General features: G+C 49.6%; 25 protein-coding genes. 2 read left to right on the top strand and 23 right to left on the bottom strand.

The features are described 5' to 3' along the window. Positions 1–806: 806 nt before the first annotated feature. From FC49_RS01715 to FC49_RS01705, 3 genes are all read right to left on the bottom strand, one after another. Positions 807–1,358: a cysteine hydrolase family protein gene (locus FC49_RS01715; RefSeq protein WP_056983910.1), complete on the bottom strand. Its 552-nt coding sequence runs from the start codon at positions 1,356–1,358 to the stop codon at positions 807–809. Between the two features lie 183 nt (positions 1,359–1,541). Further along, positions 1,542–1,943 carry a hypothetical protein gene (locus FC49_RS01710; RefSeq protein ID WP_056983908.1) on the bottom strand — a complete coding sequence of 134 codons (402 nt, stop codon included), beginning with the start codon at positions 1,941–1,943 and terminating at the stop codon, positions 1,542–1,544. Then, the gene (locus FC49_RS01705) at positions 1,924–2,520 is read right to left on the bottom strand and encodes a DUF3841 domain-containing protein (protein ID WP_056983906.1); all 597 of its coding nucleotides are present in this window, start codon (positions 2,518–2,520) and stop codon (positions 1,924–1,926) included. The genes FC49_RS01710 and FC49_RS01705 overlap by 20 nt, the downstream gene beginning before the upstream one ends. Before the next feature lie 349 nt (positions 2,521–2,869). On the opposite strand from FC49_RS01705, the gene FC49_RS10120 reads away from it, so the two are divergent. Both FC49_RS10120 and FC49_RS01695 read left to right on the top strand, forming a co-directional pair. Further along, positions 2,870–3,361: a hypothetical protein gene (locus FC49_RS10120; RefSeq protein ID WP_235804858.1), complete on the top strand. Its 492-nt coding sequence runs from the start codon at positions 2,870–2,872 to the stop codon at positions 3,359–3,361. Positions 3,362–3,428: 67 nt separating this feature from the next. Beyond that, entirely contained in the window at positions 3,429–5,006 is a 1,578-nt protein-coding gene (locus FC49_RS01695; protein WP_056983904.1) for a recombinase family protein, read from the top strand. Positions 5,007–5,052: 46 nt separating this feature from the next. Here FC49_RS01695 and FC49_RS01690 read toward each other — a convergent pair whose 3' ends face one another. The 20 genes from FC49_RS01690 to FC49_RS01595 form a co-directional block, all read right to left on the bottom strand. After that, positions 5,053–5,478: a hypothetical protein gene (locus FC49_RS01690; RefSeq protein ID WP_056983902.1), complete on the bottom strand. Its 426-nt coding sequence runs from the start codon at positions 5,476–5,478 to the stop codon at positions 5,053–5,055. Continuing rightward, positions 5,478–5,993 carry a hypothetical protein gene (locus FC49_RS01685; RefSeq protein ID WP_056983900.1) on the bottom strand — a complete coding sequence of 172 codons (516 nt, stop codon included), beginning with the start codon at positions 5,991–5,993 and terminating at the stop codon, positions 5,478–5,480. The genes FC49_RS01690 and FC49_RS01685 overlap by 1 nt, the downstream gene beginning before the upstream one ends. Further along, positions 5,994–6,926 carry an abortive infection family protein gene (locus tag FC49_RS01680; protein ID WP_056983898.1) on the bottom strand — a complete coding sequence of 311 codons (933 nt, stop codon included), beginning with the start codon at positions 6,924–6,926 and terminating at the stop codon, positions 5,994–5,996. Between the two features lie 369 nt (positions 6,927–7,295). Further along, positions 7,296–8,672 carry a 23S rRNA (uracil(1939)-C(5))-methyltransferase RlmD gene (gene rlmD / locus FC49_RS01675; RefSeq protein ID WP_191980123.1) on the bottom strand — a complete coding sequence of 459 codons (1,377 nt, stop codon included), beginning with the start codon at positions 8,670–8,672 and terminating at the stop codon, positions 7,296–7,298. Positions 8,673–8,944: 272 nt separating this feature from the next. Then, positions 8,945–9,949, bottom strand: coding sequence for a diacylglycerol kinase (locus FC49_RS01670; protein ID WP_003711540.1), 1,005 nt, complete (start codon positions 9,947–9,949; stop codon positions 8,945–8,947). 10 nt (positions 9,950–9,959) lie between these two features. Continuing rightward, a complete protein-coding gene (gatB, locus tag FC49_RS01665) occupies positions 9,960–11,384 on the bottom strand; it encodes an Asp-tRNA(Asn)/Glu-tRNA(Gln) amidotransferase subunit GatB (protein ID WP_056983895.1) in 1,425 nt (474 codons plus the stop codon). 1 nt (position 11,385) lies between these two features. Next, on the bottom strand, positions 11,386–12,858 hold the full coding sequence (gene gatA, locus FC49_RS01660; protein ID WP_003716124.1) for an Asp-tRNA(Asn)/Glu-tRNA(Gln) amidotransferase subunit GatA: 1,473 nt from the start codon (positions 12,856–12,858) through the stop codon (positions 11,386–11,388). Then, a complete protein-coding gene (gatC, locus tag FC49_RS01655; RefSeq protein WP_056983893.1) occupies positions 12,858–13,175 on the bottom strand; it encodes an Asp-tRNA(Asn)/Glu-tRNA(Gln) amidotransferase subunit GatC in 318 nt (105 codons plus the stop codon). Before gatC ends, gatA begins: the two co-directional genes overlap by 1 nt. Positions 13,176–13,437: 262 nt before the next feature. Further along, positions 13,438–14,547: a CamS family sex pheromone protein gene (locus FC49_RS01650; protein ID WP_003714498.1), complete on the bottom strand. Its 1,110-nt coding sequence runs from the start codon at positions 14,545–14,547 to the stop codon at positions 13,438–13,440. Between the two features lie 3 nt (positions 14,548–14,550). Further along, the gene (gene ligA / locus FC49_RS01645; protein ID WP_056983891.1) at positions 14,551–16,590 is read right to left on the bottom strand and encodes an NAD-dependent DNA ligase LigA; all 2,040 of its coding nucleotides are present in this window, start codon (positions 16,588–16,590) and stop codon (positions 14,551–14,553) included. Positions 16,591–16,612: 22 nt separating this feature from the next. Then, positions 16,613–18,898 carry a DNA helicase PcrA gene (gene pcrA, locus FC49_RS01640; protein ID WP_056983889.1) on the bottom strand — a complete coding sequence of 762 codons (2,286 nt, stop codon included), beginning with the start codon at positions 18,896–18,898 and terminating at the stop codon, positions 16,613–16,615. Between the two features lie 122 nt (positions 18,899–19,020). Continuing rightward, positions 19,021–20,199: an ATP-grasp domain-containing protein gene (locus FC49_RS01635; RefSeq protein ID WP_003714465.1), complete on the bottom strand. Its 1,179-nt coding sequence runs from the start codon at positions 20,197–20,199 to the stop codon at positions 19,021–19,023. 12 nt (positions 20,200–20,211) lie between these two features. Beyond that, complete coding sequence (locus FC49_RS01630; protein WP_003714488.1) at positions 20,212–20,787, bottom strand: xanthine phosphoribosyltransferase; 576 nt, start codon at positions 20,785–20,787, stop codon at positions 20,212–20,214. Positions 20,788–20,808: 21 nt separating this feature from the next. Then, positions 20,809–21,441, bottom strand: coding sequence for a glycoside hydrolase family 73 protein (locus tag FC49_RS01625; RefSeq protein WP_003714467.1), 633 nt, complete (start codon positions 21,439–21,441; stop codon positions 20,809–20,811). A gap of 308 nt (positions 21,442–21,749) precedes the next feature. Continuing rightward, positions 21,750–22,151, bottom strand: coding sequence for a 30S ribosomal protein S9 (gene rpsI, locus FC49_RS01620; protein WP_003714520.1), 402 nt, complete (start codon positions 22,149–22,151; stop codon positions 21,750–21,752). A gap of 7 nt (positions 22,152–22,158) precedes the next feature. Next, a complete protein-coding gene (gene rplM, locus FC49_RS01615; RefSeq protein ID WP_003714513.1) occupies positions 22,159–22,602 on the bottom strand; it encodes a 50S ribosomal protein L13 in 444 nt (147 codons plus the stop codon). A gap of 104 nt (positions 22,603–22,706) precedes the next feature. Beyond that, entirely contained in the window at positions 22,707–23,477 is a 771-nt protein-coding gene (gene truA / locus FC49_RS01610; protein WP_003714511.1) for a tRNA pseudouridine(38-40) synthase TruA, read from the bottom strand. Positions 23,478–23,497: 20 nt separating this feature from the next. Next, positions 23,498–24,301 carry an energy-coupling factor transporter transmembrane component T family protein gene (locus FC49_RS01605; RefSeq protein ID WP_003714485.1) on the bottom strand — a complete coding sequence of 268 codons (804 nt, stop codon included), beginning with the start codon at positions 24,299–24,301 and terminating at the stop codon, positions 23,498–23,500. Continuing rightward, a complete protein-coding gene (locus FC49_RS01600; RefSeq protein ID WP_056983887.1) occupies positions 24,301–25,152 on the bottom strand; it encodes an energy-coupling factor transporter ATPase in 852 nt (283 codons plus the stop codon). Before FC49_RS01600 ends, FC49_RS01605 begins: the two co-directional genes overlap by 1 nt. Further along, entirely contained in the window at positions 25,134–25,961 is an 828-nt protein-coding gene (locus tag FC49_RS01595; protein WP_003714523.1) for an energy-coupling factor transporter ATPase, read from the bottom strand. The genes FC49_RS01600 and FC49_RS01595 overlap by 19 nt, the downstream gene beginning before the upstream one ends. Positions 25,962–26,178: the final 217 nt, after the last annotated feature.

Here is a 26,178-nt window from a genome sequence, read left to right as displayed (position 1 = left end):
TCCGCACTTAAAAAGGAAGCACCGTTGGAATGCTTCCTGGCATAACACACACACTGAGAATAGGACATAATGCCGGAAAGAAAGTGGCAAGTACGGAAGCCCACACTCACATGAGGAATACAGAAGAAAAATAGGGCACGGAATACCGCATAAAAATCACCCCCACGTATATGGGGAATACGACCCGTGGCGTCGTGCCTTTAAGCATCCCCTGGGATCACCCCCACGTATATGGGGAATACGAAGAGGAGACTCTTCATCTCCATTCTTTTTTAGGATCACCCCCACGTATATGGGGAATACCTCCTCAAACGTGCCGTCGCATGACTTCAATAGGGATCACCCCCACGTATATGGGGAATACACTAAAAGATTACCAGCAAATCAAGCTTTTGCTCCAAGTATACCTCAATTTCTATTTAGTTTGCTAATCTGATATACCTCCCCCTAACTAATTTCTATGAAGTTTTATTTCGCCCATTTTAATTAACTATGAGAAATATTTAAATCAATATATGCTATTGCAGTCCAGAAATGGTGCTACTTTAATAGCTGTTTTACGTTCAAGCACCGTTATACCCTCATCCTTCCCATTCTCGGAACACTATTGCGAGGAATATTCCAGCATTTCCCTACAATGTAAGGTACTGTCAAAACACATTTAAGCTATCCGGCACTCAGCTATTTTGGCCAGGGATTATTTTTAATTAATATAAGACAAATCCGGCCATTGATTTCTGGAATTCCAAAAATCAATGGCCGGATTTTCATATCTCGAGCTAGAATGCTTTTACTATTTCTCACTTCTATTCAACAATGGTAGCACCGAGGCTGTTCTTAAAGTGGTCAAAGGCCCATTCATCACCGTGTGGCGTGAAAGTAGCAACGCCACGCTTTGGAATCGTCAGTTGATAGTCAAGATTGTAGGCACCAATGGCCGTATGGAGGACACAGATGTCGGTGCAGACACCACTAATCCACAAATTGGTAATATGGCGCTCGCACAGGTAGTTATCCAGGTTGGTGTTTTGAAAAGATGAGTAGCGGTTTTTAGCAAACTGGTAGACCCGTTCGCTGTCCTGATGGTCCTGGAACCATTCGCCAACTTTACCATAGAGAGTACGTCCTGGCGTTCCAATAATATTATGTGGCGGAAAGAGCTTAGATTCCGGGTGAAAAGGGTCGTGCAAATGATGAGCGTCGGTGGGAAAAATAATGTAGTCGCCATTTTTATAGAAATGCTCAGCCAGTTCCGTGAGGTAAGAATCAAGCTGCTGCGCGGGTTTGCCGACGGTCAGCGCACCGTCATCGGCAACGAAGTCATTGGTGTAGTCAATAATTAATAATGCTTTGGGCATAAATTGGGCCTCCCAAACCTTTTCTACCAGTTTAGCACTTTTACTCTGATTATCGGGATACTTTTCGGAATCATAACGACCGTGCTCACTACCTAAAATTATCTTATTTTATTCCACGGGTTCTAATTCAAAGATGTTGAAATAATTAAAGTTAGAATTTGAATACTCGGGATATGCACTCGGCTATTTTGGCTGGGTGCTTTTTTGTGGCCAGTTTTTAAAAAATGAGCTTATTTCAGGATCTATTTTTACCGGCTTTGCAAAGACAAATTCATTTGTCGCCCGTGTCCCCCACCGTGGGTTGCTGTGTAAAATGGCTTCTACCTTGGCAATTTCCTTTACGGGCACATAATCCGCGATATCTTTATTACTTCTAAGTTCCCCCGTTTCCTCATCCAAGTCAACTTTAATTTCTGTTGGCAATTGATGATCCATTATGAAGGTATTCCAAAAGCCGACATATTCTTTTCCAGTAATTGTGGTGATGCGCACTTTCTCACCTAACGGGTAAGCCGACCATTTACTAATATCAGTCGAGTATTCTTCAACCACGTCCCCGGTGAGATTATACTGAATAAATTTCATGAACTTTTTCTCCCTTCTTCAGTCTCCACACCTTGCGCACCTGGTTCATCTGCAATAGCCAAAAACACCCTTGAACTGCGTCACCATTTCTGGTCCACTCACCATACCGTGGAGTAATATCAAAGATTCTCTGCCAAGACTTTTCCTTAACACGTTGTTGCTTATGCTTGCTTAAATTAGCAAACCACTTTTCATCTCGCTCCCAGTCTTCATCATTAGTCGCCGACGAGTAATACCAATTATTTAGAGCGAAATGCCAGCCTTCAAAATCACTTAAAAGGGCTTCCTCTTCCGGAATATCAAACTCAATACATACCTCATCTGAATAAGTTTTAGACCACCGGAAGTCTGGACGTTGATGACAATAATCATGACTCCGATACCAGGCCCACAACGGTGTGGTTATTTGATTACAAGGTGGATTTACCTTGGCCTTTAACTGCTTGATCATCCATCGATAGGCTAAGCGAAAATCAGAATATTGCAAATTTTCTGATTGGTTGGGATCACAGTAAAAGTAGCCATCTTTTACCAACTGCTGGTATACGCTATAAGGCTGAATGGTCCACATAATCATTTTGATGCTCTCCTACGGTTGTACTTGCTAATTTACTTTATTTTACCAAAACGGACGCTTGTATACTCAACATTAAAATCTGGCATACTGTCCGCTCAATCCCTATCACAAGACACGAAAAGTGTACTAATTCCAATCACAAAGGAAGCGAAATACCGAGCCCGGCAGTCATAAGTATCAACAACACTACTTATTTTCCGGCAAGATCCTTTGTAAACATTGTGGCTACACTTTCAAGCGTCAGACACGTTCTAATAAGATCGCTGAGCTTGTCAAAAGCATTTGCATTCAGCAAAGGGCTGTCCAGTAAAGGCAATTCCTAAAAAACATTCAAAATGCCTTTTGCACCATGATGAATAAATTAATTTTCAGCAGGAAATTTTTGCTCTCACCATTGGTACAAGAGTTAAAAGAACATTTCAATGATCCAGACGGAGAACTAGGTAAGTTAACTAAGCAAATTAAAGCCAACGATCAGAAAGCTGAAACGCTGATGAGCTTATTAGAAAAAGCCTTAATCGATAAGGTAATGTACATTAATCAAACTGCTGAACTGGAACAAAGTACCTATCAATGCCAACAACGGATCAAGCAAATCAACAGTAACAATACTGATAAGGCTAATAGCCTGGAAGATTTTCGTGATCTCCTTCGCTGGTGCCAGCAAGGACAAATGATGAAGAACTTTGATTCTAAAGTATTCAAAACTTTTGTTCAGGCCATCAAAGCTAATAGCCAACACAAAATTGTCTTTCAACTCAAATGCGGGCTGAATTTAGCTGAACACCTGCCAAAGGAAGTCCGTGTCAGCCAGCATTTCTATCATGAGGTAATTCGCTAGCGTTTTAACAAACCATTAAAGCAAGCAGAATATCTGTATAGCATCATTAAAAGCGAGGTGGATTTAATTGGGTAAAGTACGTATCATTCCAGCTCATCAGCAACGCGGCAACAATATTAACCGTTCGCCAGATGAACCACAATCAGAAAGGCTGCGAGTTGCTGCCTACTGCCGGGTTTCCACTGAACTCGATGAACAGGCTAACTCCTATGAAACACAGGTTAGCCACTACAAAGAATTGATCCAAAAAGACCCCAGCTGGGAATTTGCTGGAATCTTTGCCGATGATGGTATCTCGGGGACTAATACTAAAAAGCGTGATCAATTCAATAAAATGATCAAGGCTTGCAAGGCAGGCAAGATTGACCTGATTGTCACCAAGTCAATTAGCCGTTTTGCTCGAAACACAATCGATTGTTTAAAATACATTCGTGACCTTAAAGCCATCAATGTAGCCATCTTCTTCGAGAAAGAAAATATCAACACCATGGATGCCAAAGGTGAAGTGCTCATCACCATCATGGCTTCACTTGCCCAGCAAGAAAGCGAGTCGTTATCGCAGAACGTTAAGCTCGGCTTGCAATACCGTTACCAGCAAGGCAAAGTTTTGATCAACCATAATCACTTTCTCGGCTACACCAAGGATAAAGATGGCAACCTGGTGATTGAACCAGAGGAAGCCAAAACGGTCAAACGGATCTTCTACAGCTACCTGCAAGGGATGACGATGAAGCAAATTGCCGAATCGCTTAAGGCAGACGGTGCCTTAACGGGTGGCAAGAAAACTAATTGGCACTCTAGCGGCATTGCCTTGATCCTCAAGAATGAAAAGTATATGGGCGATGCTCTATTACAGAAAACTTACACCGTTGACTTCCTAACCAAGAAACGCGTTAAAAACAATGGCATCATGCCGCAATATTATGTTGAGAACGATCATCCCGCCATCATTCCCAGGTCCGTCTTTATGCAGGTGCAGAATTTGATCCGGCGGCGCCACAACGGAATCACCACTAAGAACGGCAAACACCGACGGATCAACAGCAAGTACTGCTTTTCCCAACGAGTTTACTACGGCAAATGCGGTGACATCTTTCAGCGAAATATGTGGTACAACCCTGTTAAGGTTGCAGTTTGGCGCTGTGCCAGCCGTATCAAACGCAATAAAAAAGGCCGGCGCTGCATGATCCGCAATATCAAGGAACCTTTTCTCAAAGCCGCTACCCTGGACGCCATCAATCAATTAATCGAAAGTCATGAATTGGCGGATAAGCAAATCAAAGCCAATATCATGAAAATCGTTAAGAATTCTAAAGGTCCTACGATTGATGAGCTGGATAAACGACTAGAAAAGGCGCAGTTAAAGCTAATCCAAGCAGCTAACCAGCATCAAAACTGCAACGACCTCACGCAGCAAGTGATGGAACTACGTGAACAAAAGGAAAAGGTCCAGGAGATTGAATCCGAAAATCAAGTTAGGCTCCACAATATCGACCAGGTCAGTGATTTTGTGGATGAACATCAACATGGTCTTCAAGAATTCGATCCGCAACTAGTTCGCCGATTAATCGAAAAAATCACCATCTTTCAACGCTACATGGAGTTCACGTTCAAAGATGGTGAAGTGATTAAAGTTATGATGTAAATATTTAGCATGACAGCACTCAGTTATTTTGGCTGGGTGTCTTTTTTTATGATGCGGAATTCGAATTTGCCGCAGAATAAACCCCACAAATCACAAGAATACCCCATAGCAAGAGTACGGCTCTAATCAAAGCTATCGTCATTACCACATTAAGAATATATATTGATATTGTGAACCACCACAAAACATTATTTTCAAAAACTGCATCTATGACCGGCCTAATTGCACAATACCATGTAACTACCAATAGGCCTATAATCAATACCGACCCTACACCAGCCAGTAGAGCTAGTCGTTCTACATCATTATTTTGTATTATTTTTGGAACGACTTCAGTAAAATTGTTAAAATTTTTAATACCATAATTTTTTAGAAAACTATTTGCATTGAAGAAATAAATCAGGTTTACAATTAACCCGACTACCCCTGTAATTATAGGTATTGGTTGATCCTCCATTATTAATTTACGCATTATTTTGACCTCCCAATACTATAACCAAGTAAGGCTGCTAGCACACTCCAGATAAAAGTAAGTTTTGCTAACATAGTCTGACTATCTTTTACTATCCAGTCATATAACCAAATAGTACCAACTATAACGGTATATGAAACCCATATAAAGCAAATGACAGTTCCTAAAGATATCAGCGAGTTTAAGTGTACTTTACTCAGCCACTCTAAAAAAATTATTGGCATAACAATTAATGAAATAAGAGTTAACGCCCAATAACTTCGAGAAGCAATACGTATTTTAAAGATAAAATACCCCAAAACGATTATTAATCCGCATAAAAGTACAATTAATGGAATTGCTCCAAATTTACCATATTCTCTTAAAAAGACATGCGCTCCTTTAATAATTGATTTATTTAACTTCTTATCCCAAATTCCAGCATATACCATTATTGAATATTCTATTAGACTAAAGCCTAATGCAAGAAGATATAATCTATATCTTTCTACATGAAGTTTTATAAAATTATTCATTTAGTAATCATCCTCACTATTAGCTTTCTTTTCTACCGACAAAATAAAGTCTGCCATTGTTGTTGCAGCATTGACTGCTAACCGTGCATGATGTTTATCAATTGTCAACCGTTTTTCGCCAACACCATGAGAATCACTATTTTTATTACGCATTTCGGATACTGCTGAAACTATATTTTCTAGCCCAGATAATAAGCGGTTGATCCTTTTATCAGCATTTCTATCTTCGTGCATTTTATATTCGTCTTTAACTTGTTTATAAAGTTTATTTATATCACCTTTAGTGCTAGGCTTAATATTCCGCTCTTCAAGTACGTAATCAAAGGTTTCCTCTAAGATAGTTCTAGCTTGTGTTAATGCACTATCATAATTTCCACTATCAACATTACCTATTGCTCTCTTAGATAACAGTTTTATATAATCACGATCTACGCTTCTTATATTCTTAATGGATATCTCAGGATCTGATGTGTTATTAGACACAATCAAAACCATTCGATTATCCATAATCACTTTGTTTCCACCAAAATGAAGTATTGTGTTAATTCTTTCAAGTGCACTTTTAACAGATAACTCATAGTATTTTTTAAATTCGTCCCTACTTAGTTCAGTATTAATATCTCTAGTAAAATTAGATTCATCAAATAGATAGGCAAGTATGCTTGGTATTTTTCCCGAACTAATACCATAATCAATTAAATCAAACATATATTGCCATCGAGACTTTATACCGGTATATTCTGTTGTCGAGCCAAATGTTTTTGCCACATCACAAATATCTGGCCCGCTCAATCTCGGCATAGCTATTTTTAAATCAGCAACACCAAAATAAGAGCCAGTATCGTTTCTCTCAAAATCGCCAAATGTTTCGTCACCATCTAATACTTCAGCTATTCTTTTATTTTTTAATACCTTGTATTTTTCTAAATCCATAAATATTAAATTCTCCTTAGCGGTTAAATTATAGGTCGAGTACGCCATTGTCCTGCTAAATCATAACAATATGGGAATAAGTCAATAATCTGTTGTTGTACACTTGTTCACTTAACCTAGGCCACCTAAATTTAGTCGTTTTGACACCGGGCGTTATCCCCGTTATGTCAACCATTGCAGCTCCTTTCATCACCTTAACCAACTCCAACTCTCCAAAACGGACACTTGCACATACAACCCAAAAATCCAGCACGCTGTCCACTCGACCCTCTAGCTCAATAAGTAAAAAGTGTACTAATTCCAAGCGTCAAAAGCGGAATTAGTACACTTTTAATATGTCAGGAATACCTTCAAACCGGCGCTTATAGGCTATTTTTCTGTGCGCTCAAGCACCGTCACGCACTCCACATGCGTCGTCTGCGGGAACTGGTCAACAGGCTGGATGGGTTTCGTGACGTGGTAACCGACTTCCGCGAACCGTTGAATGTCCCGCACCAGGGTGGCTGGGTTGCAGGACACGTAGATCACTTTTTGTGGTGCCATCTTGCCGGTCGCCTCAATCAGCGACTCCGCCAGGCCCTTGCGCGGTGGGTCGACGATCACCACGTCCGGCTTCAGGCCCGCCGCCTGCCACTTGGCAAACTGCTCTTCGGCCTTTCCGACCACGAATTCAGTGTTTTTAATGCCGTTTCGTTTGGCATTGTGCTTGGCGTCCGCAATCGCGGCGGGCACGATCTCGACCCCGTAGACCTGCTTGGCGTGCTTAGCCACCGCCAGCGAAATCGTCCCAATCCCGCAGTAGGCATCAATCACCGTCTGGCCGCCATCCAGCCCTGCATTGTCAATCGCCGTCTGGTACAGCCGCTCTGTCTGCTGCGGGTTAACCTGGTAGAAGGACAGCGGCGAAATTGCAAAGTCAATGCCGAGCAACTGGTCATGGATTTCGTCCTTGCCCCACAGCGTTTTATTGGTTTCGCCCAGCAGCTTATTGGTCCGCTTATCATTGACGTTCTGGACGATGCTCTTTACTTCCGGCACCCCGGCCACGATCCCGTCAACAATCTGCTCTTTCATCGGCAACCGCTTCGTGTTCGTGACCAAAACGACCATCACTTCATGGCTGTAATAACCCCGGCGCACCATCACCGTCCGGATGACGCCCTTGCCGGTCCGCTCGTCATACGGCGTCACGTGGTACTTCCGCAGGAGGTTCCGAACGACGACAATCGCCTCGTCAATTTTCGGATCTTGAATATAGAAGTCTTCAATCGGCACCAGGGTGTGGCTGCCCCGCTTATAAAAGCCGGTTTCCAGCTTGCCCCGGACCAGCTTGACGGGCACCTGGGCCTTATTCCGGTAGTGGTAAGGCCGCTCCATCCCCATCGTCGGCGCCACCTTAATATCATCCAAGTGGGCCTTCGCCAATAGTTCCTCAATCTGGTGCTGCTTAAAGCGCAACTGGGCCGGGTACTTCAAGTGGCCCAGTGGTGCAATCCCGGTCTGGATATACTTCTTGTCTTTTACGTCCACCCGGTCGGCGCTCTTCGTCTGCCAAGCCATCACCCGGCCCCAGGCAAAGTTCCTTGTCATCTTGGTGACCCGCACCGTCACTTCTTCCCCCGGCAGGGCGTTGGGTACAAAGACCGGGAAGTCAGCAATTTTGACGACCCCGTTGCCCTCGTAGGTCAAATCAATTACCTTGGCCTGGTATTCTTCATTTTTATGTACCGGAACGTTTACTTTCACGATTTTGCCTCCATTAACGATTATTCGATATGACTATTATTACAAAATCCGCCCACTGCTTCAAGCAAAGGCGCACCCAGACAAAAAGCCGAGAGAAAACAGCATTTCTCTCGGCTTCGTTATTATATTGTTGATTCGACTTTCATCAAGATAACGTGCTTCGCCAGCACAGGATCGTACCCTAGGTGTGAATGCTCGCTCGGCCCGTTGCCGTGCCAACCAATGTTCTAGCTAGTCGTACGCTCTGTCGAGGAGCTGGCTCCGCACTTCTATTACTTATCTTCATCACTTATCTTGCCGACACCTTCCACGAAGTCCTTTTCGACCCGTTGGAAGTCGGCTGAATCGGTAATCGCATCATCCGGAATTTCATCCAGGTTTGCGACCACTTCAATGTGCTGTTTCAAATCGTGGAACTTCATCGGTGCGTCCCCGCCGTATTCACCATCAAGGTTGATCATCAACCGGTCTTCCTTGCTCAATGGGGTCACATCCACATCGGTCGCCTTGGCATAGATAATCCGCGGGTCGTCGAGGTGCTTTCCCTGCAAGGCCTTCGCCATCAGCGCCAGCATGTCGGCCAGACTGCTCTTCTTGACGATAATCATGGTGAACTTACCGTCATCCAGCGACGCGTCCGGCACAATCTGTTCAAAGCCACCGACCGAATTAGTCAGCGCCAGCAAGATCATCGACGCCGTGCCCCGGTATTCCTGGTCATCATACTTGATTGAAACGTCCACCGGCTTGATCTGCGGCAGCAGTTCGGCCCCCTTTGCCAGGTAAGCCGCATAGCCAAAGAGGGACTTCATCGACGACGGTACGTCATAAGTCAGTTCCGTCAGCGTTCCCCCCGCCGCGATGTTCATAAAGTAGTTGTCACCGGCCTTGCCGATATCGATTTTGAACTTCTTGTTCTTCTTCAAAATCAGCTTAGCGGCAGCAATCGGATCATCACGGGGAATCCGCAGTGCCCGGGCGTAGTCGTTAGTGGTCCCAGCCGGAATGATTGCCATCGTTGGCCGGTGTTCCAGCCCGGCAATCCCGTTGATAACCTCGTTCAAGGTCCCGTCACCACCAGCGGCCACAATCAGGTCAAACCCTTCCTTGGCCGCCCGCGTCGCCTCATTCTTTGCCGAGTTCGGCGCCGGGGTCGTCGCAAAGGCGCTCGTTTCGTAGCCCGCCTTTTCGTAGATATCTAAAATATCGACCAGGTCTTTGCGGAGCGCCTCACGACCAGCAGTCGGGTTGTAAATAATCCGTGCTCGTTTACGCATCGTCAGCCTCCTACATCGCCTGCAGCGACTTCATCAGCAGTTGGGTAACGATCTTCGGGTTGGCCTTTCCGTGAGTCTGCTTCATGATCTGCCCCATCAGGTAGCCAACAGCCCGGTCCTTCCCGTTCTTGTAGTCGTCAACGGATTGCTGGTTGTTTGCCAGGACATCATCGACGATTGGCTGCAGCTGAGCCGGGTCAGACAGTTGAACCAGACCGTGTTCCTTAGCGTAGGCCTGTGGTTCTTCCCCGTTCAGAATTCCCTTGAAGACCTTCTTCGCCATCTTGGAAGAAATCGTTCCGTCGTCGATCAGCTTAACCATTCCAGCCAGATTAGCTGGCGTCAGCTTGGTGTCCTGGAGGTCAACGTGCTGGTCGTTCAGGTAGGAGTTGACGTCGTTCATTAGGTAGTTAGCCACCCGCTTTGGATCGCCACCATCCTTGATTGCTTCCTCGAAGAAATCGGACATTTCCTTGGTCTGGGTCAGCACCATGGCGTCGTAGTCGGACAAGCCGAGGTCGTCAACGTAGTGTTTCCGCCGTTCACCCGGCATTACCGGCATTTCGCCCTCGATTTCCTTAATCCAGTCTTCGCTGACTTCCACTGGCGGCAGGTCCGGTTCTGGGAAGTAACGGTAGTCGTCGGCCCCTTCCTTGGACCGCATCGAAATCGTCGTTCCGGTCGGTTCGTCATACCGCCGCGTTTCCTGGGCAATCTGACCACCAGAGAGCAAAACATTCTGGTGCCGCTTCTCTTCAAAGGCCAGCGCCTTGCGGACGTAGTTGAAGGAGTTGATGTTCTTCATTTCCGTCTTGGTTCCAAACTTATCAGAGCCGATTGGCCGGATCGAGATGTTAGTGTCAACCCGCATTGACCCCTCTTCCATCTTCACGTCGGAAATCCCGGTGAATTGGATTCGTTGCCGGAGTGCTTCCAAGTAGGCCACCGCTTCTTCTGGCGAAGCGATGTCCGGCTTAGAAACGATTTCGATCAGCGGCGTTCCCTGCCGGTTCAAGTCGACGTAGGAATACTTGCTGGTGTGAGTGTTCTTTCCGGCATCTTCTTCGATGTGCATCTCTTCGATCCCGATCTTCTTCTTTTTACCGTCGACCTCGATTTCAATCCAGCCGTCGTGGGCGATTGGCGTCGCAGACTGGGTAATTTGGTAGGCCTTTGGGTTATCCGGGTAGAAGTAGTTCTTCCGGTCAAAGTGCATCCGCCGTGCAATTTGGGCGTGGAGGGCCAGGCCGGCCATAATCCCATCACGGACAACGCCCTTGTTCAACGTCGGCAGTACCCCGGGGTACCCCCAGTCAATAACGTTGGTATTAGCGTTCGGCTGGTCACCATATTCGACCGGTGAAGGACTGTAAATCTTGGAATTTGTCTTTAATTCCACGTGGACTTCAAGCCCAATGGTTGTTTGAAAATTCATCTTAGTTCTGTCCTCCTAACTGTGGAGTCTTCTTGTGGAAGTCCGTCGTCTGTTCAAAGACGTAACCGGTGTTGTAGATCGTCTGTTCATCAAACGGCTTCCCGATTAATTGGAGACCAACTGGCATCCCGTCTTCAGCGGAGAAGCCGGCCGGCAGTGACATTGCTGGCAACCCGGCCATGTTCACCGGCACGGTCAGCACATCGTTCATGTACATCGTCTTCGGATCGTCGATTTCGGCACCAATTTTAAAGGCGGTCGAAGCCCCGGTAGCACCGACAATCAGGTCATAATCTTTGAAGACCTTCGTGAAGTCATCACTAATCAGCCGACGAACTTTAGCGGCCTTGTTAAAGTAGGCGTCATAAAAGCCGGCTGACAATGAGAAGGTCCCCAGCATGATCCGACGCTTAACTTCATCCCCGAACCCTTGGGAACGGGACTTGACGTAAACTTCTTCCAGGTTCTTCGCTTCTGGAGCACGGTAGCCGTAACGAATCCCATCATACCGCTGCAAGTTCGATGAGGCTTCGGATGAGGCCAGGATGTAGTAAGCCGGAACACCATCGTGGGTGTGAGGTAGGCTCACTTCGTCCACGGTCGCGCCCAAGGACTCTAAGTGGTCCAGGGCGGCCTTAATAACTTCCTTCACGTCAGCACGCAGACCATCGTAGTATTCCTTTGGCACGGCAATCTTGAGGCCCTTGATACTCGTGGAGTCATTCAGCTGGGCAGCCCAGTCTGGAACCGCCTTGAGTGAGGAGGTCGTGTCGTGCTCATCGTTGCCGGCAATCAAAGCGGTCAGGTAGGCGTTGTCCTTAACGGACCGGGTCAGCCAGCCGACCTGGTCAAAACTGGACCCAAAGGCAATGATTCCCCAACGAGAAACCCGCCCGTAAGTTGGCTTCATGCCGACAATTCCGTTGAAGGAAGCGGGCATCCGGATGGAACCACCGGTATCAGTACCAAGCGCACCAAGAACGTCACCAGCGGCAACGGCAGCCGCAGAACCACCTGAAGAACCACCTGGTACCCGGGTCAGGTCCCATGGGTTATGGGTGGTGAAGAAGGCTGAATTTTCCGTAGAAGAACCCATGGCAAATTCGTCCAGGTTGGTCTTCCCAACGTTAACGTAGCCCGCCTGCTTCAACTTTTCAACGACCGTAGCATCGTAAACGGGGTTGAAGTTTTCCAGCATCTTGGAAGCTGCGGTCGTCCGCAGGCCCTTGGTCAGAATGTTATCCTTAACCGCCAGCGGAATCCCGGCAACCAGCTGGTCAGCGCTGATCCCGGCTTCATCAACTGCCCGGGCCTGCTTCATGGCCCCTTCTTCGTCCAGGGTCAGGAAGGCCTTGACCTGGTCATCATTGGCCTTGATGTGGTCAAAAGTTTCCTTGGTCAGTTCCGTGGCGCTGATCTTCTTGTTCACCAGGTCATCGTGGAGCTGGCTGAGGTCAGTTTCGTAAAAGTCCATTATTCGCCATCCTCACTTTCATCAATGATTACTGGAACCCGGATGTAACCGTCATCCGCGTCCGGAGCGTTCTTCAGCAAAGCAGCAGTTTCTTCCTTGCTGGCCTTGACTGCCTTGTCCTCGCGCAGGGCGTTGACCCGGTCAGTCGCGTTCGTCATTGGCTCGACACCGTCCGTATCTTCGTTTGCAATTTCCTCAAACATATCGATAATGCTTCCCAGCTGAGTCGTGAATTGTTCAAGCTCATCCTGGGGGAATTCCAGCTTAGCAAGTTCTGCAACGTGCTTTACTTCCTGCTCAGTGATTTTACTGGCCATCATTTCGACCTCTTTTCTCAAAATTAAGTATATATACATTTAACAATTCTAGCACAGAATGGGCAATTTTTTTATTGATTTATGTGCTGGAATAGCAAAGGGGCTGTGACATAAGCCCGATTACTTTAATAAAAGGAGAATAGCGCAGTACACAAAGGGGCTCCAGTGCTCGGCAAAGCCGAACGCTGAAGCCCTCTTTGTGCTTGCGGGGGCGTGAAGACGAAGTCATAAATGACTTCTGTCACGCTCCCCCTATTAAGAATTAGTATGAATCCAGAATGTGGGTCCGGAAGGTATCAGAACCGGCATCCCGGTAAACGATTGCCTGCATTTCAGAATCCGACTGAATCCGGATATCAATCGGAATCCCGCTCGGCAGGTAACGTTTAGCAGCCCGGGCAATGTACTGGGTAAAGCTGGTAATTTCCGTCTGGCTGTAAAACTGCGTCGTTACCGTGATGTGCATCCCCGAAAGGTTACCGTTGTGGTACTGAGCCTGGGCGGTCACCCCACTCAGGTTCGGGAAGAAGTTCTGAATCTGGCTCTTGAAGTTAGCGAAGTTATCGTTATCGGTTGAGTCCGCACTATTTTGCGCGTTCGTAGCGGACGCCTTTGGCAGCACCATCGTCTTGTAATCAAGCTTCGTCCAGCCGCTAACCTTGTTGCCATTGTTCTTGCTGTAAGCGAAGAAGCTCCCGCCGACTAGGCTGTCATCTGGAGCCTGCTTGTAGAGGGCAATCACGATTGGCACATTCTTCAGGGCCTTCTTCTGCCGCAGCCGGGTCAAAATCTTCTGGGCAGCAATCTTGCCCTGACGTTCCATTTCGTCCTGGCTAATCTTCTTCGTATAGGACGGCCCGTCCGTCTTCTTTTGGTAATTGTACTCGGAGTTGATCCCGACCCCGATCACCACTCCCTTGAGCTTCATCGACCGGCCGTTATCCGTCATGTAGTCCTGCTCTTCAATCTGCTGGACGTACTCAGGATTCGGGTCACTCTTCTTCCCCTGGGCCGGGTTGAGTCCCTCAGGATTCTTAGCGGACTTGCGTGCTAGCCAGCTTTGCAGGGTACTGGTATCCAAGTATTGCCCTTCCTGGAAGATATAGTTCTTCGGTGAAAAGACCCGCTTGGAAACCTGAGTCAGGCCGCTTTCAAAGCTCTTCTGGTTAAGCTGGTTATCGTTTTGGGCCACGTTAATTCCGCGGGCCTTGCTAGTCTTGTAACGGCCGTTTTGAATAACCCCTTGGTAGTTACCATTGCCCGACCCGGTAGTGCTGTAATTCTTCGACGAATTTTTCCCACATGAGGCCAGCACGACCATGCTCACCAGCAACGCTGTGGCGGTTGCAATTTTCTTGATAGTTAGCTTCACGATTTATTGTTCCTCCTTCATTGCTTGGGCAAATCGGGCTTCGTCCCAGACCATAATTCCCAGGTCCTGTGCCTTGGTCAGCTTGCTGCCGGCTGCCGTCCCCGCAATGACAATGTCAGTTTTCTTTGATACGCTCCCAGTTACCTTAGCACCGTGTGCTTCCAACCAGTGCTTGGCATCCGCCCGGGTCAGCTCTTCCAGTTTGCCCGTCAAGACAACCCGGCGGCCGTTCCACTCGCTATCGGTGGCTGCCGGCACTACCGAACCATGGTAGTCAAAGTTGACCCCCACGGCCCGCAGTTCGTCAACGAGCTTCTTCACCTGCTCGTTAGCAAAGTAAGTCTGGACACTGTCGCCGATTGTCGGACCGATGCCGTCGACAGCCGCGACCTCGTCGGCACTAGCCGCCAGCAAGCGGTCTAAGTTCTGAAAGTGCTCCATAATCAGCCGCGCTGCCTTGGCACCGACATGACGGATCCCCAAGCCAAATAATAAGCACTCGACAGAATTATTACGACTATTCGCAATTGATGTCAATAGGTTGGCTGCCGATTTGTCGCCAAATTTATCTAAAGTTAATAATTGGTCGTGGGTCAGGCTGTACAGGTCGGCCACATCATGGACCAGTTCCTTATCCCAGAGCTGTTGGATAATCTTTGGACCGAGGCCATCAATATTCATCGCGTTCCGGGAAGCAAAGTGAGCGAGCCCCTCCTTGATTTGGGCCGGACACATCGGGTTGACGCAGCGCAGCGCCACTTCATCATCTAGGTGAACGAGGTCCGAACCGCAGACCGGGCAGGTCGTTGGCACCTGGTAAGGCTGACTATCCGCCGGCCGCTTCTTTAAGTCGACCCGGGAAATTTCAGGAATAATGTCACCAGCCTTGTGGAGGTAAACGGTATCGCCAAGCCGGATGTCCTTTTCACGGAGGTAGTCAGGATTATGCAGTGAAGCCCGACTGACCGTGGTCCCCGCTAATTGAACCGGATCCATGACCGCGGTCGGGGTCACGTTTCCGGTCCGGCCGACCGTCCAGACAATGTCGCGGACGACCGTTGCCTGCTCCTCCGGTGGGAACTTGTAGGCAATCTCCCACCGCGGTACCTTAACGGTATTTCCCAGGGCATTCTCAGTGTCGAGGTCATTAACTTTTTCCACGATTCCGTCAATCCCATAAGAAAGTTGGTCCCGCTGAGCGGTGTACTCTTCGATATAGTCGGTAATCTCTTGCCGGTTGTGCACCACCCGGTTATGGGGGTTCACGCTAAAGCCCAGTTCCCGCATCCGGTCAAGGGCCGCCGCCTGGGTCCGCACGCCGAGTTTCTGGTACTCCGGCACGTAGTACATAAAGGTTGCCAAGTCCCGGCGGGCGGTTACCTGGGGGTCAAGCTGGCGGAGGCTTCCTGCCGCTGCGTTCCGCGGGTTAGCAAAGACCGACAGGCCCGCCGCTTCGCGTTCCTGGTTGAGTTTGACGAATGACTCCTTCGGCATGTAGCATTCGCCACGGAATTCCAAGCTCAACGGTTCCGGGAGCTGGTGGGGAATCGATTTGATCGTCATGACGTTAGCCGTGACGTCTTCCCCGATATTCCCGTTTCCCCGGGTCGATCCCTGGACCAGCCGGCCATTTTCGTAAACCAGCGAGAGGGACAGGCCGTCAATTTTGAGTTCCAAATTGTACTCGGGGGTCACACTCACGTCACCGTTATCCTGCTGGCGCTGGTTGAAGTCCATCAGTTCATCGATGGAGAACACATCCCCCATCGATAGCATTGGGATTTCGTGGGTCACCTTGATCAGTTCGCTCGTCGGTCCCCCACCAACGTGCTGGGTCGGGGAGTCGCTAGTTTTAAGTTCTGGAAACCGCTGCTCTAGCTCAACCAGCCGTTGGTAGGCCCGGTCATAGACATAATCCTCAACTGAGGGGTTATCCTGCTCATAGTATTCCCGCCCCCACTTGGTCAGCTGCTCTCTGAGCGGGGCAATTTCCTGCTTGGCCGCCGCCAGCGTCAACTGGTCGACTGGTATTTGTTTATCCATTCTTTAGGCCTCACTTCTCTAATTAATCCGTCACCTTTTTGATCGGGGCAAAACTGGCAAGGAGGCGTTTGACCCCCTGGTTAGGAAAGGCGATCTCCAACTCCATGTCGTTACCGGTGCCACTAATCTTAACAACCGTTCCCTGGCCCCACTTCTTGTGCGTGACCTTATCGCCGGCCTTCCAGCTCAACTTATCCGCGCCGGTTCCGGTGTTGGTAACGGGGGCCACCCGCTTGCCGGCATCGCGGTAGTGGTGCTTCTGCTGACTACGGTAGGTCGGCTTGAGGGCTGCCCGCTTGTCAAATGGCATGCTGCCGCCAAAGCTATTCATCCCGCTGCCTTCTTCTTCGAGCAATTCGGGGCTAATTTCCTCCACAAAGCGGGACGGTTGGTTACGCTGCACCCGCCCGTACAAGAGACGGGAAACCGCATTAGTTAGGTAGAGCTTCTTTTTGGCCCGGGTAATCCCCACGTAGGCCAGGCGGCGCTCTTCTTCTAGCTCATCATCCTCCAGCAGGGCCCGGGACAGTGGGAAAATCCCCTCTTCCATCCCAACCAGGAAGACGACTGGGAACTCCAGCCCCTTAGCCGCGTGCAGGGTCATCAGGGTCACTGCCGGCGCCTGTTCGTCAACGTCGTCCTGGTCGGACACCAGGGCCAGGTCGGCGAGGAAGTTCACCAGCTTCTGGCGGTTATCAACGTCATCGTCGGCGTGCTGCTTGTCGTATTCCTGGGTCACCGACTTGAATTCGTCCAGGTTCTCCTGCCGGGCCTGGGCCTCCAGACTATTGTCCTTTTGCAGCATCTTATTATAGCCCGACCGTTCCAGAATTTGGTCGGTCAATTCCGTGATACTCAGGAATTCCGCTTGCTTATCCAGGTCCTTGATTAATTGACCAAAATCAGCCAGCTTGTTCCGGGTCCGGGCGGTAATCGTGTTGGCAATATCAACGTTTTGACTGGCTTCCAGCAGGGACCAGTGGTTGTCGTTGGCAAATTCACGCAGGTGTTCCACGCTGGTCAGACCAATTCCCCGCTTCGGTGTGTTGACGACCCGGCTAAAGCTCATTGAATCCTGGTGGTTAACAATTAGGGTCAGGTAGGCCAGAATATCCCGAATTTCTTTCCGGTCATAGAACTTATGACCGCCAACCATCGTGTAAGGTACGCTTGACTTCATGAAGGTTTCTTCGATCACCCGCGACTGGGCATTGGTTCGGTAGAGGATGGCGAAGTCGTTATAGTGGTAACCGTGCTTGGCATGTTCCTCCTGAATTTTGGAGACGATGTACTGGGCCTCGTCATGCTCGTTTTGGGCCTGGTAGTAGCTAATCTTGTCTCCCTGCCCGTTTTCGGTCCAGAGGTTCTTATCCTTCCGCCCGTTGTTATTCTTAATGACCTCGTTGGCGGCATCCAGGATGTTCTGCGTGGACCGGTAGTTCTGCTCCAGCATTACCGTGTGGGCACCGGGGTAGTCCCGTTCAAAGTTCAGGATGTTTTCAATGTTAGCACCCCGCCAGCCGTAGATACTCTGGTCGGCATCCCCGACGACGCAGATGTTTTCATACTTGTCCGCCAGCATGTGGACCAGCTTGTACTGGGCGTCGTTGGTGTCCTGGTACTCGTCGACGTGGATGTAGTGGAAGCGGTCCTGGTAGAATTCCAGCGTTTCCGGGTCCTGCTCAAACAGCTCGATGGTCTTCATAATCAGGTCGTCAAAGTCGAGGGCCTGGTTGGCCTCTAATTGCTCCTGGTAGAGCTTGTAGGCCCGAGCCACGACCTGACTGTACATGCTGTGGGGATTGTTGTCACTGCCGGCCTTGACGGCGTAGTCCTTAGGCGTCAGCAGAGCATTTTTAGCGTTGGAAATGGTACTGAGAATGCTCCGCGGGTCAAACTTCTTTGGGTCAATGTTGAGTTCCGCACAGACCTGCTTCATCAGCGTCCGCTGTTCGCTCGTGTCGGCAATCGTAAAGGCCCGGTTATAACCGAGCTTTTCAATGTCGCGCCGCAGAATCCGGACACACAGGGAGTGGAAGGTTGACACCCAGATGTCTTGGGCGCCTTCACCAAGAAGTTTGCCGACCCGTTCCTGCATTTCCTTGGCAGCCTTATTGGTAAAGGTAATTGCCAGGATATTCCACGGCAAAACGCCCTTTTCTTCAATCAGGTAAGCAACCCGGTGCGTTAACACCCGGGTTTTCCCTGAACCGGCTCCAGCCATGACCAGCAGTGGCCCCTCCGTCGTCAGAACCGCCTCGGCCTGCTTATCGTTCATTCCCTCTAATAATGCTTGACTATTGCTCACGCCGTTCCATCCTCTCTTCAAATTCAATCGGCTAATATTATAACAAAAAAGCCGCGAGAAAAATAACCAAGGGCCTCGCGACTAGCTAGCCGTCCGGCCCTTTTTGACAGGTTGTTCAGATCTTATAAAATTTCATCGTCATCGTTATTCTGCGGGGCGTCATTCGGGGCAATCGGCTCGTCCCAGACCTCCGTGTCGTCGACCTGGTCCTCCAGCTCGTCCAGGCTGCTGCTGCCAGTCACCCAAACAAAGCCAATCAGACTATCGTCATCAACCGCTGGCAGGTCGAACAAACGGAACTGCCAGTTATCCTTGAGCAGCCATTGCCGTTGGATTGCGGCCTCCTGTTTCTTCCGAATCACCATCAAGAGGGCCGGCTGCAACGACCGCACAATATGCAATGGCATGCCGACCGCGGCCCGTAGCTGTTCCTCGTACTGGGTCACGTTAGCGGAGCTGTCGTAGACGTTGGCAATGGAAGTCATCCCCAGCTCAATGTTCTTCACGTACAGGGAGCCATTAGCCGTAACGTAGAAGTTCAGTGAGAACACCCCGTGGTATTCTAGCGAACTGGCAACGCTCTTCACGATCCGCTGCATTTCCGTCAAGAGGTCATCATCAACCACGGCGGGAGTGGCAACGGCAATCAGCTGCCGGTCCGCGGAAAATTGCAGCTTCGCTAGGGGATAGATTTCCACCTGGTCCCCATCCGTGGCCGCCGTCATTGTATACTCCGCGGTGTGGTCGATCCACGACTCCAAGAGGTAGGTCCCCGTACTAATGAAGTCCGCCGCCCGGGCAATATCCGACTGGCGAGAAATCATCATCGATTGTTCCCCAATTCCCCGCTGAATCGGCTTTAAGAGGGCCGGGTAGCCGATAGAGTCAATAGACTGGTAGACGTCGTCAAGACTAACCACCGTCACGTAAGGAGCGATATTAATGTTGATCTGGTCCAGGAAGGCCCGTTCCATCAGCCGGTCCTGAACGATTTCCAGGCCATTGATCCCCTGAGGAACCGCCGCAAACTGGCTCAGAAAACGGATTACCCGGGAATCAATATTCGGCGTTTGGTAAATAACCGCATCGCTATTTTCGCCAAATTCCGTCAGCTTATCCTTATCGTTGTAGGCACCAACGATTGTAAAGTCGGCCATCTTGGTAATTGCCGGCTGAGCGTGGTCGACGTATACTCCCACGTTAAAGCCCGCCTTTTTAGCCGCGGCAATCAGCGCCCCGCCGTTCCGGTTGATTCCAATAATGCCAAGCGTACTTCCTGGATACAGTGCATCCCCACTCATTTAATAACCCCCTTAGTCTTCTTCAAACTCAATCTGGTTATCAGCCAATGACTTGATCCGGGCTAACGATTCTACCCGTACTCCCCGGTCCCGCAGTTCCTGGCCGCCGGGTTGGAAGCTCTTCTCAATCACAATTCCGGCTCCAGCAACCTGGATGCCGGCCTGGTCGGCAATTTCCAGCATTCCTTCAACTGCCTGACCATTCGCCAGAAAATCATCAATCATTAGGACCTTATCATCAGGAGCAACGTACTTCTTTGAAATCGAAATGCGGTTAGTCGTCTTTTTGGTATAGGAGTAGACGTCCGCCACGTACATGTTATTGTTGAGCGTCAGGCTCTTGTGCTTCCGGGCAAAGATCACGGGGAGCTTCATCGCTAAACCAGTCATCACCGCCGGGGCGATTCCTGATGATTCGACCGTCCAGATTTTAGTAATCCCCTCACCAGCAAACCGCCGGGCAAATTCCTGACCAACATGCAACATTAACTCCGGATCCACCTGGTGGTTTAAAAAGGCGTCGACTTTCAAGACGTTGCCCGGAAGGACCGTCCCAAACTGCTTGATTTTTTCGTTTAATTCTTGCATGAAGAAGTGCTCCTTTAACTTTTACTTATCATAATTATATAACTTATAGGTCTGGATGACCGAAATTAACTTTTGCGCGTAGTTTGGGTCGGTCGCATAGCCAGCCTTCTGCAGTTCCCGGGCCGCCTGCTGATAGCTGGTAGCCTGGACCACGGCTTGGTAGTTTTCCTTATTCGTGTCAGTTCCGTTTAACATCAGCTTGGTATGGTCTTTGATAGAGTCGCTCCAGCTGTCATAGACCTTAAACCGTCCCTTGGTGACGATCCAATGGCCGTTGATGTACTCCTTAGTAGTCAACACCCGGGAAGTGTTCGGGTCAGTCCCCTTAATACCAAAGAGGTTGTGGTATTGGGAAGCGAGCTGGCTAGTCCCCCACTGCGACTCGAGAATTGCTTGAGCAATCGTAACGGACGCGTACACGTGGTAAGAATTCTGCATGGCCTGGGCTTCGGGGGCCACCTGCTTAATGAACGCCTGCTTAGCCTGCTGGTCCTGGCGCTGCAGCTGTTTTTCAATCCGCTGCTGGTTCCAGATCCGGTAATAGTGATGGGCCGCATAAACGCCCAAGAAGAGCGCGATAATGACGAGGATCCAGATGAGGACCTTGAGTCCCGAATTATTCTTCCGTGATTTTCTTCTCTTCCGCTTTGCCAATGGTAGTGTCCTCCCTGAGTAATCGTTCGTTCAATCATAATTTAAAAATAACCAATGTTGATTATAGCATTTTTCCCGCGGGAACTGGTTTACGATTTAAAAACAAAAGGGAGTGGGGCAGAAGTCGTGAGCGACTTCGTTTCCCCACCCCCGCAAGGATGGCTACGCCTATTTGGGGTAGTTCAAGCGCTGAGTTATCAGCGTCTGAACTGCCAGCCAGCTACTGTGCTGCTTTCTTTGTTATCTGTGATAACAAAAAAAGCCGGGAACAAAATCCCAGCTTTTTTGTTTGAAACGCCAATCGAATATTAACGCTTACTGAATTGAGCAGCCTTACGAGCCTTCTTCAGACCTGGCTTACGACGTTCCTTCATCCGAGGGTCACGAGTCAACAGACCGGCCTTCTTCAAAGCGTCACGGAAGTCAGGGTCAACGGTGAGCAGGGCACGGGCGATACCGTGACGAACTGCACCGGCTTGACCAGAGAAGCCACCACCGTTGATGTTAGCGATAACGTCATATTGACCGTTAGTCTTAGTAACATCAAATGGTTGGTTAACAATAGCACGTAAGTTGGCAAATGGAATGTAGTCTTCGATTGCCTTGCCGTTCATAGTAATCTGACCAGAACCTGGTACTAAGCGAACACGTGCGGTAGCGTCCTTACGACGACCAGTACCTCTGTATTGTACAGTTTGAGCCAATTCCATTCCCTCCTTAGATTAAGTTTGTAATGTCCAATGCTTCAGGCTTTTGTGCGGCGTGCTTGTGGTCTTCACCAGCGTAAACATGCAGCTTTAAGCCCATCTTGTGACCAAGGGAGTTATGTGGAAGCATACCCTTAATAGCAGTTTCCAATAACTTCTCTGGTTCCTTAGCAAGGAAGTCACCGGCAGTCCGTTGCTTCAAACCACCAGGGTAGTTTGAGTGACGGTAGTACATCTTTTGGGATGCCTTCTTACCAGTTAACTTAACTTGAGCAGCGTTGATAACGATAACGTTGTCACCAGTATCAACGTGGGGAGTAAATGTTGGCTTGTTCTTACCACGCAGGATAGATGCGACGACGGTGGCCAGACGACCCATTGGGACATCCTTAGCATCGACAACGTACCACTTGCGATCAACTTCACCAGGTTTAGCGATGTATGTCGTTCTCACGATTAGTTCCTCCAATTTTGTTTTCTTTTACATATAATAGTGTACCGAGTTATTAGATGGAAAAGAAATACCAAGTGTTAGTATACCTTCTTCTCGATTGTTCGTCAATTGTTTTTGCCGTCAGGACCGTAATCAACGCTGACCAGGTACAAGCCGCTAGCGGGGGCTGTCATCCGGGCTTGGGTTCGGTCCTTCGCCGCTAACACCCGTTTAACATCGCTAACCGGGCGCTGGCCGCTGCCCACCTCCAGGAGGAAGGCGACCATAATCCGGATCTGGTTGTACAAGAAGCCGTTACCAGTAAATTCAAACACGACCTCGTTTTGCGCTGGATCACGGTCAACGGTAATCTTTTCCACCGTCCGAACATTGCTCTTTGCCTGGCTCCCCGAGGCCACAAAGCTCGTAAAGTCATGTTCACCAATGAAGTCCTTAGCAGCCAAGCGCATCTTGTCAATATCGACCGGCACCTTATAGTGCGCCGTGTAGTTACGCTTGAAGGGGTCAACAAAGTCCCCCTGGTCGACCCGGTACCGGTAAGTTTTTCGGTGGGCGCTATACCGGGCGTGAAAACTTTCGTCGACCCGCTCGGCCTTTTTTACCAGAATATCTAAGGGCAGCAGACTGTTAAGGGCCTTCCGCATCGACTCGTCGCTCAGCTGGTAAGGAAGGTCAAAATGGGCGACCTGGTTAAGGGCGTGGACCCCAGCATCAGTCCTCCCGGAACCAATCACACTGATCGGCGGGTCAGGATACTTGGCGATTTTATTAACCGCGTTTTTCAGGACCTGCTCTACCGTTCGCTTGTGGGGCTGGATTTGAAAGCCCGAGAAGTTCGCCCCGTCGTAGGCAAAGGTAATTTTATAACGATACATTTGCTTTTCCTTTCTAACAGTCAAATTACGAAACGGAGGGTCAGTACCGCTACTGCCAGGGCCAACAGCAGCAACAGACTGACCGTGTCCCGCCGGTACCAGTGCAGCTGCCGGTAATGCGTCCGCGGAGCCGCTGGATCATACCCCCGGGCCTCCATTGCCGTTGCCAGCTCCTCCGCTCGTTTAAAGGAATCCACGAACAACGGGATAAGGATTGGAACCATCCGGGTCAGACGCCGAATCAGTCCTCCCTCGTCAAGGTTCATCCCCCGGGACCGCTGAGCATTGGCTATTTTGACCGCCTCATCCATAATGGTCGGAATAAACCGCAGGGCAATCGAAATCATCAGGGTAATCTGGTTCACGGGAACCTTAATGGCCTTCAGCGGCTGCATCAACCAGGAGAGAGCGTCCGCAATCCGCAGGGTCGGCGTGGTCGCGGTCAAGACCGTCGAGGCAGTAACAATCACCATGAAGCGGAAGAAAATAATGAGTGAATTGACTAATCCATCCCGGGTCACAGTAAATAGCCACCAGCGCCAGTAAACCGGTCCTCCGGTGCTAAACAGAACTTGAAAAGCCACCGTTAACAAAATAATCCATGCCAGGGGACGAATCCCCCGCCAGTAAAGCCGAAAACTGACCCTGCTCATCACCATGGTTACCAGCAGTGCAGCTACCAGTAACAGACAGGTTGCCCAGCTATTGGCAAAGAAAACGAGGATAACATAGGCGATACATAGCAACAGCTTTGCCCGGGGATCAAGGCGGTGAAGACGTGAATCACCGGGAACGTAGGAACCAAAAACAATCGCGTTAGTCATTAGTCCGTTCCCCCTTTCAGCCGGGGTGCCAGGGTCTTCGCTAGTTGGTCAAGGGTCAGCACTGCCTGCAAGTCGACGCCCCGCTTCCGCAGCTGATGGGCAATCTGAACCGCGGCCGGCCGGTTCAGCTGATTAGCCGCCATGAGCTGGCTATCAGCAAACAGTTGCGCCGGGGTAGTCGCGGTCACCAGCTGCCCGTGGTTCATTACGACCACCTGGTCGGCATAGCGCGCCACCTGTTCCATCTGGTGGGTAATCAAGATAATCGTCCGGCCTTCCTGGTGGAACGTGGCAATTAAGTTCAATAACTGCTCCGTCGACTTGGCATCTAATCCCGCCGTCGGTTCGTCCAGGATCAGGACCTCCGGCTGCATTGCCAGAACCCCGGCAATCGCTACCCGCCGCATCTGGCCCCCGGAGAGCATAAACGGTGACCGTTCCGCCAGGTCCGCGGGCAGGCCAACCGCGTTCAGCGCTTCCTGAACGGCTGTAGCCACCCGTTCCTGGCCCCAGCCAAGGTTTTCGGGACCAAAGGCGATATCCTTAGCGACAGTTTCCGCAAATAATTGCTGCTCCGGGAACTGAAAGACGAAACCCACGTGCTGGCGAAGTTTAGCCAGGTCCTGGCGACGAGCACTCGCATCAACAGTCTGTTTTCCCACCGTGATCTGCCCCGCCGTCGGTTTCAACAGGCCGTCAATCAAGGACACGAGTGTTGATTTGCCGCTACCAGTATGACCTACCAAGGCGGTATAGCTCCCTGCCGGAATTGTCAGGTTAACTTCCGTCAAAGCACGCTGCTTACTATTGGAATACGCAAAGGCGACGTTATTTAGCTTAATTTCCGGCATAACCATTCCACCATTTCGTTTGTTGTTAAGTAGCCCGCTGGAACAGCGACTCCCAGGGCAGCCAGCCGTTCGCTCAAATCTTGAGCCACGGGAATACCGACTCCCAGACGGTGCAGCAGATCGGCTTGGCAGAGAATCTCGCCGGCCGGACCTTCATCAGCGATTCCCTGCTGGTCAACCACCACGATTTTATCGGCCATCGTCATTTCCACCGGATCATGGGTAATTGTAATAATAGTCAGTGACTCCTCCTGCCGCAACTGGGCCAGGAGATTTAACACGGTCTGCCGGCCAGCCGGGTCGAGCATTGAAGTGGCCTCGTCCAGGATGATCACCTGGGGTTCTAAGGCGAGAATCCCGGCAATCGCCACTCGCTGTTTCTGTCCCCCAGAGAGGAGGCTCGGTTCGGTATCCGCTAGCTGACTCATCCCTACCCGGGCCAGGGCCTTGTCAATCCGTCTGGTCATCTCGTCCCGTGGCAGTTGCTGGTTTTCAAGCCCAAAGGCAATGTCATCGGCGACCGTCGCCCCGACAAACTGGTTATCGGGATTTTGAAAAACGATCCCTACTTGACGGTGGAGCGTCGTTAAGTGGTCTTCGGTCACAGTCAGGCCGTTGACGATGACCTGCCCCTCATCAGCCACCAGCAGCCCATCGATCAGCCGGGCAATGGTACTCTTCCCGCTCCCGTTTTTACCGATCAGGGTCGTCCATTGCCCCCGGGGAAGCTGGAGGTTGAGCTTTTTGAGCACCGGTTGGCTTGCCCCCGGATATGTATACGTAATGTTTTCTAACTTGATCCCGTCCACGCCGTCGGTTCCTTTCCAAATTAATCTTCTTTATTCTAACAAAGACCGCGCTAAGTTACAGGAATTTTGCTGGAAAAGTTAGTAAATTGGGAAATCTTTCCAAAACGCCACCCGTATATTTCACTTCTCTGCCTGCTTTTAGCAATTATTTAGGACCGATTTCTTATATATTTTCCATTCGTTATCAGGCGAAAGCAAAATCCCGTAATTAATTCTC

The sequence above is a fragment of the Limosilactobacillus oris DSM 4864 genome (genome assembly GCF_001434465.1).
GTDB lineage: Bacteria > Bacillota > Bacilli > Lactobacillales > Lactobacillaceae > Limosilactobacillus > Limosilactobacillus oris.
This window is presented reverse-complemented; position numbering and strand designations above follow the sequence as displayed.

Bases quoted from the DNA above. Each gene is read 5' to 3' on its own strand.
- FC49_RS01715 (WP_056983910.1), bottom strand. From the start codon at position 1,358: ATGCCCAAAGCATTATTAATTATTGACTACACCAATGACTTCGTTGCC.
- FC49_RS01710 (WP_056983908.1), bottom strand. From the start codon at position 1,943: ATGAAATTTATTCAGTATAATCTCACCGGGGACGTGGTTGAAGAATAC.
- FC49_RS01705 (WP_056983906.1), bottom strand. From the start codon at position 2,520: ATGATTATGTGGACCATTCAGCCTTATAGCGTATACCAGCAGTTGGTA.
- FC49_RS10120 (WP_235804858.1), top strand. From the start codon at position 2,870: ATGATGAATAAATTAATTTTCAGCAGGAAATTTTTGCTCTCACCATTG.
- FC49_RS01690 (WP_056983902.1), bottom strand. From the start codon at position 5,478: ATGCGTAAATTAATAATGGAGGATCAACCAATACCTATAATTACAGGG.
- FC49_RS01685 (WP_056983900.1), bottom strand. From the start codon at position 5,993: ATGAATAATTTTATAAAACTTCATGTAGAAAGATATAGATTATATCTT.
- FC49_RS01680 (WP_056983898.1), bottom strand. From the start codon at position 6,926: ATGGATTTAGAAAAATACAAGGTATTAAAAAATAAAAGAATAGCTGAA.
- FC49_RS01670 (WP_003711540.1), bottom strand. From the start codon at position 9,949: ATGCGTAAACGAGCACGGATTATTTACAACCCGACTGCTGGTCGTGAG.
- gatB (WP_056983895.1), bottom strand. From the start codon at position 11,384: ATGAATTTTCAAACAACCATTGGGCTTGAAGTCCACGTGGAATTAAAG.
- gatA (WP_003716124.1), bottom strand. From the start codon at position 12,858: ATGGACTTTTACGAAACTGACCTCAGCCAGCTCCACGATGACCTGGTG.
- gatC (WP_056983893.1), bottom strand. From the start codon at position 13,175: ATGGCCAGTAAAATCACTGAGCAGGAAGTAAAGCACGTTGCAGAACTT.
- ligA (WP_056983891.1), bottom strand. From the start codon at position 16,590: ATGGATAAACAAATACCAGTCGACCAGTTGACGCTGGCGGCGGCCAAG.
- FC49_RS01635 (WP_003714465.1), bottom strand. From the start codon at position 20,199: ATGAGTGGGGATGCACTGTATCCAGGAAGTACGCTTGGCATTATTGGA.
- FC49_RS01630 (WP_003714488.1), bottom strand. From the start codon at position 20,787: ATGCAAGAATTAAACGAAAAAATCAAGCAGTTTGGGACGGTCCTTCCG.
- rpsI (WP_003714520.1), bottom strand. From the start codon at position 22,151: ATGGAATTGGCTCAAACTGTACAATACAGAGGTACTGGTCGTCGTAAG.
- truA (WP_003714511.1), bottom strand. From the start codon at position 23,477: ATGTATCGTTATAAAATTACCTTTGCCTACGACGGGGCGAACTTCTCG.
- FC49_RS01605 (WP_003714485.1), bottom strand. From the start codon at position 24,301: ATGACTAACGCGATTGTTTTTGGTTCCTACGTTCCCGGTGATTCACGT.
- FC49_RS01600 (WP_056983887.1), bottom strand. From the start codon at position 25,152: ATGCCGGAAATTAAGCTAAATAACGTCGCCTTTGCGTATTCCAATAGT.